Source organism: Butyricicoccus faecihominis (genome assembly GCF_024462775.1).
Lineage (GTDB): Bacteria > Bacillota > Clostridia > Oscillospirales > Butyricicoccaceae > Agathobaculum > Agathobaculum faecihominis_A.
In genome coordinates this window covers 67,785-83,742 of sequence record NZ_JANGCE010000002.1, presented here as the reverse complement: position 1 = coordinate 83,742, position 15,958 = coordinate 67,785, and the positions used below count along the sequence as shown (strand labels likewise).

10 protein-coding genes are annotated in these 15,958 nt (G+C 60.1%); 9 read left to right on the top strand and 1 reads right to left on the bottom strand.

Translation table 11 applies throughout. The features are described 5' to 3' along the window. Positions 1 to 29: 29 nt before the first annotated feature. The 8 genes from NE562_RS02025 (at position 30) to rnc (ending at position 10,045) form a co-directional block, all read left to right on the top strand. Entirely contained in the window at positions 30 to 1,340 is a 1,311-nt protein-coding gene (locus NE562_RS02025) for a TrkH family potassium uptake protein (protein ID WP_280960723.1), read from the top strand. Positions 1,341 to 1,489: 149 nt separating this feature from the next. Further along, positions 1,490 to 2,146 (top strand): potassium channel family protein, encoded by a 657-nt coding sequence (locus NE562_RS17765; RefSeq protein WP_280960722.1) that lies wholly within the window; start codon positions 1,490 to 1,492, stop codon positions 2,144 to 2,146. After that, entirely contained in the window at positions 2,143 to 2,922 is a 780-nt protein-coding gene (locus NE562_RS02015) for a TrmH family RNA methyltransferase (protein ID WP_280960721.1), read from the top strand. The genes NE562_RS17765 and NE562_RS02015 overlap by 4 nt, the downstream gene beginning before the upstream one ends. Before the next feature lie 115 nt (positions 2,923 to 3,037). Continuing rightward, the gene (dprA, locus tag NE562_RS02010; protein WP_280960720.1) at positions 3,038 to 4,267 is read left to right on the top strand and encodes a DNA-processing protein DprA; all 1,230 of its coding nucleotides are present in this window, start codon (positions 3,038 to 3,040) and stop codon (positions 4,265 to 4,267) included. 127 nt (positions 4,268 to 4,394) lie between these two features. Then, positions 4,395 to 6,914, top strand: coding sequence for a type I DNA topoisomerase (topA, locus tag NE562_RS02005; RefSeq protein WP_280960719.1), 2,520 nt, complete (start codon positions 4,395 to 4,397; stop codon positions 6,912 to 6,914). Then, entirely contained in the window at positions 6,907 to 8,217 is a 1,311-nt protein-coding gene (gene trmFO / locus NE562_RS02000; RefSeq protein WP_280960718.1) for a methylenetetrahydrofolate--tRNA-(uracil(54)-C(5))-methyltransferase (FADH(2)-oxidizing) TrmFO, read from the top strand. The genes topA and trmFO overlap by 8 nt, the downstream gene beginning before the upstream one ends. Further along, positions 8,214 to 9,227, top strand: coding sequence for a phosphate acyltransferase PlsX (gene plsX, locus NE562_RS01995; protein WP_280960717.1), 1,014 nt, complete (start codon positions 8,214 to 8,216; stop codon positions 9,225 to 9,227). Before trmFO ends, plsX begins: the two co-directional genes overlap by 4 nt. A gap of 146 nt (positions 9,228 to 9,373) precedes the next feature. Continuing rightward, on the top strand, positions 9,374 to 10,045 hold the full coding sequence (rnc, locus tag NE562_RS01990; protein WP_280960716.1) for a ribonuclease III: 672 nt from the start codon (positions 9,374 to 9,376) through the stop codon (positions 10,043 to 10,045). 271 nt (positions 10,046 to 10,316) lie between these two features. Here the strand turns inward: rnc and NE562_RS01985 are convergent, their stop codons facing one another. Further along, the gene (locus NE562_RS01985) at positions 10,317 to 12,026 is read right to left on the bottom strand and encodes an FUSC family protein (RefSeq protein WP_280960715.1); all 1,710 of its coding nucleotides are present in this window, start codon (positions 12,024 to 12,026) and stop codon (positions 10,317 to 10,319) included. A gap of 241 nt (positions 12,027 to 12,267) precedes the next feature. Here NE562_RS01985 and smc point away from each other — a divergent pair, with 241 nt between their 5' ends. Further along, the gene (gene smc, locus NE562_RS01980) at positions 12,268 to 15,843 is read left to right on the top strand and encodes a chromosome segregation protein SMC (RefSeq protein WP_280960714.1); all 3,576 of its coding nucleotides are present in this window, start codon (positions 12,268 to 12,270) and stop codon (positions 15,841 to 15,843) included. Positions 15,844 to 15,958: the final 115 nt, after the last annotated feature.

The following is a 15,958-nucleotide window of genomic DNA, read 5'->3' as shown; positions in this document are numbered from 1 at the left end:
GCCGTAGGTGCTGGCGGCCCACGTCCGTTATGGCCCTTGGCTTTATCGGCATTATCCTGCTGGGCGCGGTGTTGCTGACGCTTCCGGTCTCATCCAGAAACGGCGATTTCACTTCCTTTCAGGATGCGCTGTTCACCGCTACCTCCGCAACCTGCGTCACCGGTCTGGTGGTGCATGATACGGCCACCTATTGGTCGAATTTCGGTCATCTGGTGATTTTGCTGCTCATCCAGATCGGCGGCCTTGGGTTTATGACCATGGCTTCGCTCGCCTCCTTCCTGCTGCGCCGCACGATCACGCTGCGCGAGCGCATGGTGATGGGCGCGGGCCTCAATATGACCGAAAACGCCGGTATCGTGCGGCTGACGCGCCGCGTGCTGCTCGGCACGCTCGCGTTTGAGGGCGCGGGTGCGGTGGTGCTTGCCTTGCGCTTTATCCCGCTCGTCGGACCGGCGCGCGGCGTAAAAATGGGCGTGTTCCACGCGGTATCCGCTTTCTGCAACGCGGGCTTTGATTTGATGGGTGAGCCGGGCAGGCTCTACCCCTCGGTGACGGCTTATGTTTCCGATCCGATCGTTTCTTTAACGCTGATGGTGCTGGTCGTGGTCGGCGGCCTCGGCTTTTTCGTGTGGAGCGATGTGTGGGATAAGCGCAATTTTAAGCGCCTGCACCTGCATACCAAGCTGGTACTCGTCACGACCGGCATTTTGCTGCTCGCGGGCTTCGGACTAACGCTGTTGTTCGAGTGGGGCAACCCGTCCACGCTTGGCCAGCTCAATACGGGCGGCAAGCTGTTGGCCGCGGGCTTCCAGTCGGTCACGCTGCGCACGGCGGGCTTTAACACGATCGATCAGGCGGCGCTGACCGGGCCAAGTCAGGCGCTCGGCTGCTTTCTGATGCTGATCGGCGGATCGCCCGGATCGACGGCGGGCGGCGTAAAAACAGTCACAGCGGCGATCCTGCTGCTTTCCACGCTTTCGGCTCTGCGCGGCAGGACGACGGTTTTCGCCTTTGGCCGTGCCATTGCGCCGCGCAGCGTGATGAACGCCGTGACCATGCTGATCGTCGGTTTTATGCTCAGCCTGACCGGCGCGTGCGCCATCTCCTTTTTGGAGGCCGCGCCCTTTCACCAGTGCCTGTTTGAAGCGGTATCCGCGTTTGCAACGGTCGGCCTGTCCATGGGGCTGACGCCCGCGCTGGGCACGGTGTCGCATTTCATATTGATCGCGCTGATGTACCTTGGACGCGTGGGTGTGCTGACGCTGGGCGTCGCCGTGCTCATGCGCCGCCGCGAACCGCCCAAGATGCACTACCCGGAAGGGTTTGTCATGGTGGGATGAAGCTTGTAATTAGGAGTTAGGAATTAGTAATTAGTAATTAGGAATTAGTAATTAGGAGTTGCGGTGGCCGCGCGTAGCGCGGCACAATAAACTCCTACTTCCTACTTCCTACTTCCTAACTCCTAACTCAAACATGAGGGGGATGCAACGTGAAGTCATTCTTAGTGATCGGCCTTGGGCGGTTTGGTATGGCGGTGGCGCGCGAGCTGTCGCTGCTTGGACAGGAAGTCCTTGTGCTGGATTCCAGCGAGGAAAACGTACAGCGCATCGCGGACAGCGTGACGCAGGCTATCGTGGGCGACGGCGAGGATGAAGCCGTTCTGCGCTCGGTCGGCGCGCGCAACTTCGATTGCTGCATCGTTTCGGTCGGCACCGATCTGGAGGCAAGCGTGCTCATCACGGTCATGCTGAAGGATATGGGCGCCAAATATATCGTGGCCAAGGCCCAAAGCCCGGTGCACGCCCGCGTGCTTGAACGTATCGGCGCGGACCGTGTGGTGCTGCCCGAAAGCGAGATGGGCCAGCGTTTGGCGCAGCGGCTCGCGCGCACCAACGTGGTCGATTATATCGGCGTGAGCGATGATTTTTCGATCGTGGAAATTCATCCGCCGCATAGCTGGATCGGGCACTCGCTGGGCCAGCTCAATGTGCGCGCCAAATATCTGATCAACGTATTGGCCATCCGCCACGGCGAGGGCGGCAAGGTCGATGTGACCCCGGCGGTCGATCAAGTGATCGCGGAAGGCGATGTGTTGATCGTGATCGGCACGAACGAAAATGTCAATCAGGTGGTGGAGCTCGAATGATCCTCATTGAAAGCAAACAGAACGCGGCGCTTCGCCATCTGGCCCGGCTGGGCCGTGAAAAGAAGTACCGCCGCGAGACCGGCGAAATGCTGTGCGAGGGCGAAAAGATGCTGCGCGAAGCGCTATCGTCAAACGCGAAAATCGGCACGGTGATCGCGCGGGCGGGGGAGAAGGACGCGGCGTTTTCCGCGCTCCTCGGCAAAGCGGAGGAGGCCGGCGCCAAGCTGTACGAGGCGCCGGACGCGCTGTTTCGTTCCGCCTCCGAGGTGGAAACGCCGGGCCGCGTGCTGTTTTCCTGCGCGCAGCCGCGGTGGGGCGCGGATACCCTTGCGGAGCAAAAGCCTGTGCTCTTGCTCGATGGGGTGCAGGATCCCGGCAACCTTGGCACAATTTTGCGGTCTGCCGATGCGTTCGCGCTCGGCGGCGTGGTATTGTGCGAAGGCTGCGCTGATCCGTTTTCCCCCAAGGTAGTGCGGGCGACGATGGGGGCCATTTTCCGCTTGCCCTGTCCGCGCCTGCCGCTTTTGGAGGCGGTGTCGCTGCTGCGGCAAAATGGGCTGTATATTTATGCCGCCGCCTTGCGGGCGGACGCCGTACCCATCTGCGACAGAGCAATGAAAAACGCCGCCGTGATCGTCGGCAGTGAGGGCGCGGGCGTGACGCAGGCCGCGCTGGACGCGGCGGACGGCTCCGTGATCATCCCGATGGCGGGGCGCGCCGAATCGCTCAACGCGGGCGTCGCCGCATCGATTTTGATCTATGAAATGACAAAATAATTAGTAATGAGTAATTAGTAGTTAGTAATTGCACGGGAAATAACCGTGGATCGATGTCCTTTCATTACTAATTACTAACTACTAATTCCTAATTTAACAAAAGGGGTGTTGAACGGTGTCTGCATTGCAAAGCTATCTTTGGCTGGCGACATTGCCGGGGCTGGGGCCGCAGGCGGCAAATCTGGCCGTGCAGGCGTTCGGTTCGCCGGACGCGGTGTACGCGGCGGACCGCGCCGCTCTTGCCGCTTCCGCCGCCGGGCTGAACCGCCGGCAGGTGGAATGCCTGATGGACAAGTCCCTGACCCGCGCGCATGAAATCCTGTCGGATTGTGAAAAGAAGGATATCCGCATCCTGACCCTTGGCGACAGCGCCTACCCCGACCGGCTGTGCGCGATCGCCGATCCGCCGCTCGTCCTCTATGTGCGGGGGCGCTGGCCCGATCTGGACGCCGCGCCCGGTATCGCGGTGGTCGGTTCGCGCGAGCCAACGTCTTACGGCGTGCGCATGGCCGAAGGGCTTGGACGGTCGCTCGCCGAGGCGGGCTTTGTTACGGTAAGCGGTATGGCGCGCGGCGCGGACGCGGCCGCCCACCGGGGCGCGCTGCGCGGCGGCGGCATCACTGTGGCCGTGCTCGCGGGCGGCGTGGATCTATGCTACCCACAGGAAAACCGGCGGCTGATGGGCGATATCCTGCTTTCCGGCGCGGTCGTCAGTGAAAACCCGCCGGGCACCGTGCATAAAGGCGGGCTTTTCCCGGCGCGCAACCGCATCATCAGCGGCCTTGCGGTCGCGTCGGTCGTCGTGGAAGCGCGCAGCTACCGTTCGGGCACCATGCTGACCGCGCACCACGCGCTCGATCAGGGGCGGGATGTTTACGCCGTGCCCGGCCCGGTGGACGCGGGCTGCTCCGCCGGCTGCAACGAGCTTTTGGAGCGCGGCGAGGCCGCGATCCTGACCGGACCGGAAACGCTTCTGCGCGCCTATGCCGGTATGCTGCCCGCACCGCCCGACAGCGCGCGCGTGCGCGAAGCCTTTTTGCGGCAGGCGGGCGGAGAAACGGCGGATGCGAAAGCTGCATGGCAGGCGGTGGAACAGCGGCAGGCGGTTAAGCCGCTCTCCGCGCCGCAGGCGGACGAGCCCGCCGCGGCAAAACCGCTTCCCGAAAACCTCACAGCGGAGGAACGGCAGGTCGCGGAGTTGGTGCGGGGCGGCGCTCTGACGCCGGCAGAATTAGTTGAGCAATGCGATATGGCCCCGGCCCGTGTGATGTCCATCGTCACCATGCTGGAAATGGACGGTATCTTAAAACGAGAACGGGGCATGCTCACGATTGTTAATTCATAATTAGAAATTAGTAATTAGAAATTGGATATCGATAAGCGGTACTATAATTCCTAACTACTAATTACTAATTCCTAATTTTTTCTTAAGTGTTTGGATAGAAAACCGAAAGCGAAGTGAAGTTGAAGCAATGTCGAAATTAGTAATTGTGGAGTCTCCCGCCAAGGCAAAGACCATTGGCAAGTATCTGGGCTCCGATTATGTGGTCAAGGCCTCGATGGGGCACCTGCGTGACCTGCCGAGAAAGACCATGGGCGTTGATATCGAGCACGATTTCGACCCCGAATATATTCCGATCGAGGGAAAAAACAAGATCATCACCGAACTGAAAAGCGAAGCCCGTAAAGCGGACTTCGTCTATCTCGCAACTGACCCTGACCGCGAAGGCGAAGCAATCTCGTGGCACCTGAAGGAGCTTTTAAAGCTGAAGGATGATAAATCCAAGCGCGTTACCTTTAACGAGATTACAAAGCCCGCGGTGAAATACGGGATTGAGCACCCGCGCGATATCGACGCGGATCTGGTGGACGCGCAGCAGGCGCGCCGTATTCTGGACCGCGTCGTGGGCTACCAGCTTTCGCCGTTCCTGTGGCGCAAGGTGAAGCGCGGCCTGTCCGCGGGCCGCGTACAGTCGGTCGCGACCAGACTGGTGGTGGATCGCGAAAACGAGATCCGCGCTTTTGTTCCCGAAGAATACTGGACGATCGAAGCGGCCCTTTTGACCGAGGCGGGCGGCGGCTTTACCGCGCGCTTTTACGGCGACCAGACCGGCAAGGTGGAACTCAAAAACGAAGAGCAGACGAACGCGGTCGTCGCCGCCGTCACGGATAAACCGTTCGCGGTCGGCCCGGTCAAGCGCGGCAAAAAGAAGAAATCCGCGCCCGCGCCGTTCATCACCTCCACCTTGCAGCAGGAAGCCTCGCGCAAGCTCAATATGACGCCCCGCCGCACCATGAGCGTGGCGCAGGAGCTGTACGAAGGCGTTGAGCTGAAAAACGTGGGCTTGACCGGTCTGATCACTTACATGCGTACCGACTCGCTCCGTCTGGCGGACGAGGCGACGATCGCCGCCGCCGGTTTTATCCGGGGCCGTTACGGCGATGCCTATTATCCCGGCAAGCCCCGCGTATTTAAGACCAAGGGCAATGCGCAGGACGCGCACGAAGCCATTCGCCCGTCGGACGTCAAGCTGGTGCCCGAGGATATCCGCGATTCGCTTTCGCCCGATCAGTTCAAGCTGTACAAGCTGATTTGGTCGCGCTTTGTCGCCTGCCAGATGTCGGATGCGATCCTCGACACCGTATCCGCCGATATTCTGTGTGAGTCATATGTGTTCCGCGCGTCCGGCCACACGGTCGCGTTCCCCGGCTTTACCGCCGTTTATGAGGAAGGCACGGACGATGATAAGAAGGGTGAGGCCGGCAAGCCGCTGCCGTCCTTTGACGAGGGAGACAAGCTTACGGTCGAGTCGCTTACGCCGGGCCAGCACTTTACCCAGCCGCCCGCGCGCTATACCGAAGCCTCGCTTATCCGCGCGATGGAGGAACGCGGCATTGGCCGTCCGTCCACCTACGCGCCGACGATTTCCACCATTATTGACCGCGACTACGTGACCAAGGAAAACAAGGCGCTGCGTCCGACCCCGCTCGGCGAAGGAGTGACCGGCCTTTTAGTGGATAAATTCACCTCTGTTTCGGACTATGAGTTTACCGCCAACATGGAGCACGAGCTCGACGAGGTCGAAGCGGGCAAGCTGCAATATATCCAGCTGCTCAAGAACTTTTACGGCGGCTTTGAAAACGCGCTCGAGCAGGCCGAAAAGGACCTTGAGGGCCAACGCATCAAAATTCAGGATGAAGTGACCGATATCATCTGCGATAAGTGCGGCCGCAACATGGTGATCAAGTCGGGCCGGTTCGGCAAGTTCCTTGCGTGTCCGGGCTTTCCGGAGTGCACCAACACCAAGGCCATTACGGAGGATACCGGCGCGGCCTGCCCGGTATGCGGGGCCAAGGTGGTCAAGAAGAAATCGGCGCGCGGCTACGTGTACTTTGGCTGCGACAAGTACCCGGAATGCAAATTTATGACTTGGGACAAGCCGCTGAAAACCAAGTGCCCGAACTGCGATTCCTCGCTGTTCCGCCATACCGACCGCGATTCCAAGGAAGTGACCGATATCTGCCTGCGCGAGGGCTGCGGCTATTCTGAGCTGGTTAAGGAAGGCCTGCCGCCCGAGGAGGCTGAAAAGAACCGCGCCCGCCGCGAAGCGCGCGCCGCCAAGATGGCCGAGCGCGCCGCCGCCAAGGCGGCCGCGGGCGAAGAGGAAGAGGGCGAAAAGAAGACCGCCGCCAAAAAGACGGCCGCAAAGAAAACCACAACGAAAAAGACAGCCGCCAAAAAGACGGCCGCGAAAAAAACCACCGCTGCCAAGAAGACCGCCGCCGCGAAAAAAACCGCGGATGCCGAGGAGTCGGCAAGCGAGGAAAAGACCGGCGCCAAGAAGACGGCGGCAAAGAAGACCGCTGCAGCTAAGAAAACCACGACGGCGAAAAAGACGACCGCGACAAAGAAGACCACGACCGCCAAGAAGACCGCGGCGAAAAAGGCGGCGGAAACCACGGACGAAGGAAAGGAAGGCGCCGATGCATGAGAAAGTGACGGTGATCGGCGCGGGCCTCGCGGGCTGCGAGGCCGCGTGGCAGCTGGCCGAACGCGGCGTGCCGGTAGTGCTGTGCGAGATGAAGCCGGCGGTCCGCACGCCCGCGCACCATTCGGATGATTTCGCGGAGCTGGTATGCTCCAACTCGCTGCGTTCGGACGAGCTGACGAACGCGGCGGGCCTGCTCAAGGAGGAGCTGCGCCGTTTGGGCAGCCTGATCCTGCGCTGCGCCGATGAAAACCGCGTGGAGGCGGGCGGCGCGCTCGCGGTGGACCGGGAGGCCTTCGCAAAAGCCGTGACCGAAAAAATCAACAGCCATCCCTTGATCGAGATCGTGCCGGGCGAGGTGACCGAGCTGCCCGCCGGGTGTGTGATTGTCGCTTCCGGCCCGCTCACCTCGGACAAGCTGTTCGATGCGATCCACCGCGCGGTGGGTGGCGAATTTCTGCACTTTTTCGATGCGGCCGCGCCCATCGTCACCGCGGAGAGCATCGATATGGAAAGCGCCTACGCCGCTTCCCGCTATGGCAAGGGCACGGCGGATTATATCAACTGCCCGTTTTCCCGCGAGGAATACGACGCGTTTTGGAACGCGCTGACGGCCGCCGAGGAAGCGCCCGTCCACGGTTTCGAGGACGCGCGCGTGTTCGAGGGCTGCATGCCGATCGAGGTGAACGCGCGGCGCGGGTACGATACGCTCCGCTTTGGCATTTTAAAGCCCATCGGCCTGCCCGATCCCAAGACCGGGCGCGACCCGTTCGCGGTTTTGCAGCTTCGGCGTGACAACGCTTCGGGCACGCTGTACAATTTGGTGGGTTGCCAAACGCATTTAAAATTTGGCGAACAGAAGCGTGTGTTTTCCATGATACCGGCGCTTCGGAACGCGGAATTCGTGCGTTACGGCGTTATGCACCGCAACACGTTCTTGGACTCGCCACGCCTGCTGGACGCGACCTACGCGCTGAAAACCGATCCGCGCATCCGCTTTGCCGGACAGATGACGGGCGTGGAGGGATATATTGAATCGACCGCCTCGGGGCTTGTCGCCGGGATCGCGTCCGCGCTGGAGATCAAGGGGAAAAAACTGCCCGCGCTCGACCGGGAAACGGCTACCGGGGCGCTGGCAGCGTATATTTCCGATCACACCGTAACAAAATTCCAGCCCATGAATATCAACTTCGGCATACTGGAGCCGCTTGGCTTCAAGGTAAAGGGTAAGCGCGAGAAGAACATGCAAATATCCGAGCGCGCGCTCGGGCGTATCGAAGCTTTGAAAGGGGAAATAGACGCATGAAGATCATCGTAGACGCAATGGGCGGCGATAACGCGCCCGAATCGGCTGTATGGGGCGGCGCGCTGGCCGCAAAGCAGTTCGGGGAAGAGGTCGTGCTCGTCGGTAAGCCGGAAGCGGCGCAGGCGATCCTCGCGGCCAAGGGGCTGGAAGGCCTGCCGAATCTGTCTATTGTCCCGGCTAACGATCTGGTCGATATGCACGACGATCCGGCCACCGTGCTCCGCAAGAAGCCGGATTCTTCTATGGCGGTTGCCTTTGGCCTGCTCAAAAAGGGCGAGGGCGACGCGCTCGTTTCCGCAGGCAACACCGGTGCGCTGCTGACCGGCGCGACGCTGTACGGCGGCCGCATCAAGGGCATCCGCCGCGGCGCGCTCGCGCCTGTCATGCCCTGCGCGGGCGGACAGATGATGCTGTGCGACGCGGGCGCGAACACCGAATGCACTGCGGAAATGCTGCTGCAATTCGCGTTTTTAGGTTCGCTGTACGCGGAAAAGATAAACGGCGTAAAAAATCCGCGCGTCGGCCTAATCAATAACGGCACCGAGGATACCAAGGGCGACGCGCTGCGCCGTGAAGCGTACGGCCTGTTAAAGGCGGCGGGCGATGCGGGCCGAATCAACTTTGTTGGCAATGTGGAAGGCAGCATGGCGCCCCTCGGCGCGTGCGACGTGGCGGTGTGCGACGGCTTTGCGGGCAACGTGATGCTCAAGACGATCGAAGGCGTGGCCAAGTTTATGGCGGGCGAGATCAAGAAGGTGTTTTACCGCAATCTTGGCACCAAGCTTTCCTATCTGGCGTGTAAAAAGGGCATGGACGAATTTCGCGGCCTGTTCGATCAGGACCGGGTGGGCGGCGCGCCCTTCCTCGGCATTGCAAAGCCGGTGATCAAGGCGCACGGCTCGTCGAACGAAGTCGCCATCATGAACGCGGTGCGGCAGGCCATTGCCTACACCAAAAGCGGCATGATCGAAGCGGTTTCGGAAAACATTCAATACATGACGGTTGAATAAGGGCAGTTAGGAATTAGTAGTTAGGAATTAGGAATTGCGGCATCGGCCGCAGGCCGATTATTATAAATGCGCGCTGTGCGCGCCGCCATCATTCCTAACTACTCATTCCTAATTACTAATTATTTACCGGGAGGCAGGTTTTACGATTGCTGAATCTAAACTATAAATTTAAAAACGCGGTACTTTTGAACACAGCGCTGACGCATTCGTCCTATGCCAACGAGCACAAGAGCCAGCACTTGCATCACAATGAGCGGCTGGAATTTTTGGGCGACTCCGTGCTGGGCTTTGTCACGGCGGATCATCTGATGAACCGCTTCCCCGATCTGCCGGAAGGGGAGTTGACCAAGATCCGCGCCTCTGTCGTGTGCGAAAGCGCGCTGTGCGGCATCGCGGCGGAGATCGGCCTGCGCGACCATATCCGTCTGGGTCACGGCGAGGAGGCGGGCGGCGGCCGCGACCGCGCCTCTATTTTAGCGGACGCGACCGAGGCGCTGATCGGCGCGATCTATCTGGACGGCGGCATAGAGCCCGCGCGGGCGTTCGTTCTGCGTTTTATTCCTAAAAAGGTGGACGCTTCGCTTGCTGGCTGCATGTTTAAGGACTATAAGACCATGCTGCAAGAAATTGTGCAGAAAAACAAGCAGGAAACACTGTCCTACCGTTTGGCCGGGCAATCCGGTCCGGACCACGACAAGCGCTTTCAAATGGAGCTGCTGCTTAACTCCAACGTCTTTGCCACCGGCGAAGGCCGCAGCAAGAAAGAGGCGGAGCAGATGGCGGCAAAAAAAGCACTGGAACTCATGGGCGAGGAATAAACAACAAGAAGCGTGTCAAAGAACCCCTCGCGCCGCAGTGCGTATAAAATAGGATTTTGCCGCAAGCGGCAAAATCCATAAAATCCGGGAGCATGTATCTCGGATTTTATACAAACCGACTTCAAGTGTGCCTGTAAGGCGCGCGCAGAAGCCGGAATTCTCGATCGAAATGGGGCTTTGTTTCGATCGACAGGCTGTCAAAACTTGTTTTTTGACAGCCTGAACAAGAAGCGTTCCCGATCGGGAACGCTTCTTGTTGTCTTGGCGTTGTTTAGAAACCGGCCGCGCTCCTCATGCGGTGTGCGCGGCGGACACGGTCGCGGCAGGTGGCGAGCAGTTCCCCCATGCCGTTGTACCGGGCGTCGGAAGCGTTTTGCAGCAACTTTTGTTCGATCAGGTGCGCTTGTATCACAAGGCTGTAATAAAGCTGCACATCGATGCCGGGCTGCCGGCAAAGCTCCGAAAGGAGCGCGGTGGTGGCGGCGTATTTCTTCCAAAGCTGGTCGGTCGCCGTGCGGCGCATAAAGGGGAAGAGCAGGCGGTTGACCACGCAGGCGATCGCAATGCCGAGGAGGATATACCCCAGCCGCACGCCGAACATACCGCCTATTTCTCGCCAGCCGGCAAGGCCCGTCACCGCGCCGCCCAGACCGCCCACCGTGGCGCAGGCAAAGGTGAAGCGGTAATCGGAAAAGTAGGAGGTGAGATAGCCCGAAAGCATCATCACCGCCGTGCGCATCCCCGGCGAGGGAAGCAGCGAAAAGGCGGTCCAAGCAACCGCGCCGCCAAGCAGCGTGGCGATCAATCGCTTTTTCGCCTTGGGCGCCACGTCGTCCGCGTACGGCATCGAGACCGAGGCCAGCGTAAAGAGCAGCCATTTACCGTGCGGCAGCTGAAAATGCTGCACGAGCGCGGTGAACGCCGCGAGCAGCGCGGCTACCCGCAACGCGTAAACGACGCGCACCGGGCTGACGTCGAGCGCGGCTTTCAAACGGATCGAAAGTGATTGCGCCGTGGGGCGGTAGGCGGTGCGCTTATCCGGGTCGGCCATATGGAGCAGATGCTCCCGGATATAGGCGGCGGACCGGTAAAGCTCCTCCGCCTCAGCATCATCCAAGGGGCCGAAAGCGTTTCGGTCGAGCAAAGGCAGCGTGCCGCATTCCTTATCGGTAAAGGCGCGGAAAGCGGAAAGCTGGGTTTGAAGCTGTCGCAGCATCACTTCCCGCGCCGGTGTGATGGGGCCTTCCAGCGCGTAAAGCTGTAAGATCACGTGCTCAAGTCCGCGCCCCGCGTCCAGCATGGAAAAGCTCGCGTCCGATACACACAGCGCCCGCTTCCGCCGCTCGTAGACCACACGGCTGAGCTTGCATAATTCGGCGCGCACGGTTTCCGGGTCCGCGGGCGTCGCAGTAGCGGTAAGCAGGCAGCAAACGCAGTTGCCCGCTTCATCCAGCATGGCGTTGAGCGCTTCCTGCACGGTATCGGCCGCGCGGGTATGGCACCGGATCAGCTGATACGCCATAATGCAGCCTGCGCCGACCAGCATGCAGAAAAGCCGCCGCGGCAGCTGCGCCGCGCCGATGGGGGCCAGAAAGATCAGAAACAGGTAGGATAGGATATAGGGCATGTACAGGTGGCTGGCGTATTCAAACGTGTAGGTATACAGCAGGAAAAACACCATCAGGAAGTTGAAAGGCACCGCCCAGAGCGGCGGCAGCGCCGTGGTGAGGAACGCGGCGAGCGTCATGGCTTCCAAAATACACGCAGCGTAGATCAGATTTTTTACCGGCGTGGCGGTCAGGTCCTGCGCGAGGGAGGACATCATCAAAATAGTGAGGATCACGCCGACGATGGAATTTTCCGGCCCGAACAGCATGCCGAATAGGGTGATGAATAGGAAGATAAACAGAAAATCCCGCGTAACGGTTTTGAACTTGGAACGAACGATAACAGATATTTTGTGTAAACGATTTTGCAGCATAGGGACACTCCTTCTACTTAATATGGTAGCATGGATATAGCGCGGATGCAACCACGTGGAAATCGTACAAACTCTGTAAACTTTTTGTGAATAGATAGGGGGAGGGAAAATTGCAGACGAAAGGAACGCGTGAAAACGCAGGCTTTTGAAGATGAACACGGTGTAAAATCTGGGTTTGGCGATTGAAAAGATGGGGCGGAAGTGGTAAACTGTTACCAGAGTATGTTCACGAGGTGGATACATGGTTTTAAAAAGCCTGATTTTGCAGGGCTTCAAGTCCTTTCCGGACAAGACGGAGATAAGCTTCCTTGGCGGCCTGACCGCGATCGTCGGCCCGAACGGGTCGGGAAAATCCAATATATCGGACGCGATCCGCTGGGTGCTCGGCGAGCAGTCCTCGCGTTCTCTGCGCGGCGCCAAGATGGAGGACGTTATCTTCGGCGGTACCGCCAAACGCGGCCCGGTCGGTTTTGCCGAGGTATCGCTCATTCTGGATAACTCCGGAAACGCCTTCCGCTCTGATTTCACCGAGATCATGATCACCCGCCGCTATTACCGCTCGGGCGAGAGCGAATACTATATCAACCGCAGCCACTGCCGCCTCAAGGATATTCACGAGCTGTTTATGGATACCGGTCTTGGGCGGGATGGCTATTCCATCATTGGGCAGGGCCGTATCGACGAGATCCTGTCTCTGAAAAGCGAGGACCGGCGCGAGATCTTCGAGGAAGCCGCCGGCATCACCAAGTTCCGTTACCGCAAGGAGGAAGCGGAACGCAAGCTTTCCGCCACCGAGGATAACCTGACCCGCATCCGCGACCTGTACGCGGAGCTGGAGCGTCAGGTCGGCCCTTTGGAAAAGCAGGCGGAAAAGGCAAAGCAATACCTGCTGCTGCGCGACGAGCTGCGTGTGCTGGAGATTTCGCTCTGGCTGCTCGGTCTTACGCGCATCAAGACCGATACGGAAAAGAATCTGACCGACATGGAAACCTGCAAAGCGCAGCTGATCGAAACCAAAGCGGGGCAGGAAACGCTTTACGCGCGCTCCGAGCAGCTTTCCGAGGATATGCGCGGGGTCGACCGCGAAGCCGACCGGCTGCGTCAGCAGCTTCGCGAAGCCGAGCAGCGCGCCGCCGATGAAGCGAGCCGCGCCGCGGTGCTGAAAGCCAATATTCAAAATAACCGCGATAATATCGACCGCGCCCGCCGCGAAAGCGAAACGCGCGCGGCGCAGGCGCAGGGGCTGGGCGCACAGCTGGCCGAACGGCGGGGCCGCATTGAGCTGCTGAATGCCGAACACGAAGGCTTTATGGCGTCCCTAAACGCGGTGCTGGGTCAAAGCGAGACCCGGCGCGCGCGGCAGGACGAAGCGGAGGCCGCTCTACGGCAGGCCGAGGACGCACGTCTAGCGGCGCAGCAGCAGACCCATAAGCTGGCGCTTGACCGCACCGCTGCCGAAACCGGCCTAGCGGGCATGGACAGCCGCGTGGGCACGATCGGCGCCGATATCGCGGCGGCTGAAAAGCGGCTGGCCGCCGAGCGGGCCGCACAGGAAACGCTGGAAAACAGTCTGCGAGACTGTCTCGATACGTTGGCGGGAGCCAAAAACAAAGCGGCGGGCGCGGCGCTTAAGGCTGAAAGCCGCCGCAAAAAAGCGGCGGAGACGCAGGAAGCGCTTTCGAGAGCCGCCGCCGCGTTGACAGACGCGAAAAACCGCGAGAAGATGCTTTCCGACATGCAGCGCGAGTACGAAGGCTTTTCCCGCTCGGTCAAAAATATCATGGTGCGCGCGGAAAAGGGCGCGCAAAGAGGCGTGCACGGCCCGGTTTCCGCGCTGCTTGACGTACCGGAACGGTACGTTACCGCGATCGACACCGCGCTGGGCGCTTCGGCCTCGTCCATTGTTGTGGATACTTCGGCGGACGGCAAAGCCTGTATCGAGTATTTGAAACGCTCGGACGGCGGCCGCGCCACCTTCCTGCCACTGGATACCATCCGCCCGGCGGAGCTGCGCGAAACCGGGCTTTCTGGTCATAAAGGCTGCTGCGGCACTGCTGACCAGCTCGTTTCCGCCGATCCGAAGTATTCGGCGATCGTGCGCAACCTATTGGCGCGCACGGTCATTGCAGAGGATATGGACGCGGCGCTCGCCATTTCCAAAGCATATTCTCGGCGTTTCCGCATTGTGACGTTGGATGGGCAGATCTTGCAGGCCGGCGGCGCGATGACGGGCGGTTCGGCTTCTCGCGGCACGGGCGCGCTCGCCCGCGCGGGCAAGCTGAAGGCCCTGCGCGAACAGGTCGCCGCGCTGCAAAAGGCGCTCGGGGACGCGGAGCAGGCAAGTCTAGCCGCGCGCGAGGAACTGGCCGCTTTGGACTATGATCTCAAGGCGATCGAAGCCGAACGCGCCCGCGCCGAACAGGAGGAAGCCGGGCTGCGCGCTTCCGTTTCCCAGCATGGGGCGCTGCTCGAAAGCCTGACCGTGTCGCTGAACGGTTTGACGCTGGAACGTGATAACATTGCCGAAGCGCGCGCGGGCTATCAAAGCGTTATCGCCGCATGCGCGGAGAACGAAACAGCGGCGGCAGCCGCCACCGAAGCGGCGGAAGCAGAGACCGCGCGGTGCCGCGAAACGCTGCGCGAGATTGCGGAGGAAGCCGCGAGAGAAGCCGATGAAGCGGCCTCCCTGCGCACTGCGATCGCGGAAAACCGGTCCGCTGCGGCGGCGGAGGCGCGCTCGCTGGAAGAACTGACGCAGCTGAAAGCCGAGCTGGACGCAGGCGTTTCCGGTTCGGACGATGTAATCTCGGGTTTTGAACGCGAGATTGAGCGCCTGACGCAGGAATTGGCGCAGGCCGAAGCCGGGCGCGGCGATACGCAGACCATCACCGCAAAGCTGGGTGAAAGCATTGCCGCCGCGACCCAGCAGCGCGAGCGCATAGAAGGCGAACGCGCCCGCGTTGACCGCGAGGCGCAGAGCCAGAACGAGGCGATCCTGAACCTCGAACGAGAGGCCGCGCGTTTGGAAAGCAAAGCCGCACAGCTCAAAAACGAGGAAGCGCAGATTTTGGACAAAATGTGGGAAAGCTATGAGCTGACCCCCACGCCCGCGCAGGACGTTGCCATAGAACTGGGCGACGGAAACGCCGCAAAAGAGAAAGCAGGTACGCTCCGCGCGCAGATGAAGAGCCTTGGCAACGTCAATCTGGACGCGGTGGAGGAATATCGGGACGTATGCGAACGCTATACCTTCCTTGGAACACAAAAGGACGATCTGGAAAAGGCGCAAAAGGAGCTATACAAGGTCATCGACCAACTGACGCAGAACATGAAAGAGATTTTTGCTTCCGAATTCGCAAAGCTGAACGTGTACTTTGGCGAGACCTTCCGTGAAATATTCGGCGGCGGCCATGCGGAGTTGCAGTTGGCCGATACCTCGGATATTTTAAACTGCGGCATCGATATCCGCGTTTCGCCGCCGGGCAAGTCGGTCAAAACGCTGACGCTGCTGTCAGGCGGTGAGAAGGCGTTTGTCGCCATCGCGCTGTACTTCGCTATTTTAAAGCTGCGGCCCACGCCGTTCTGTGTGCTAGACGAGATCGAAGCCGCGCTGGACGATGTCAACGTCGTCCGCTATGCGCAGTACATACGCCGCCTGTCCGATAAGACGCAGTTCATCGTCATCACGCACCGCCGCGGCACGATGGAAGAAGCCGATATGCTGTACGGCGTAACCATGCAGGAGCAGGGTGTCTCCAAGCTGCTGATGCTGAACCTCGCGGAAGCAGAAAAACGGCTGGGAAACACGCTGAAGTAATTAGTATTTAGAAATTAGTAATTATTGGGAGGAGCTGGGAGTCAGGAGTTAGAAAGAAGAACGTAGGAGTTATGAAGTAGGAGGTAGGAATTTGCGGTATCGTGCAAGGCGCGAT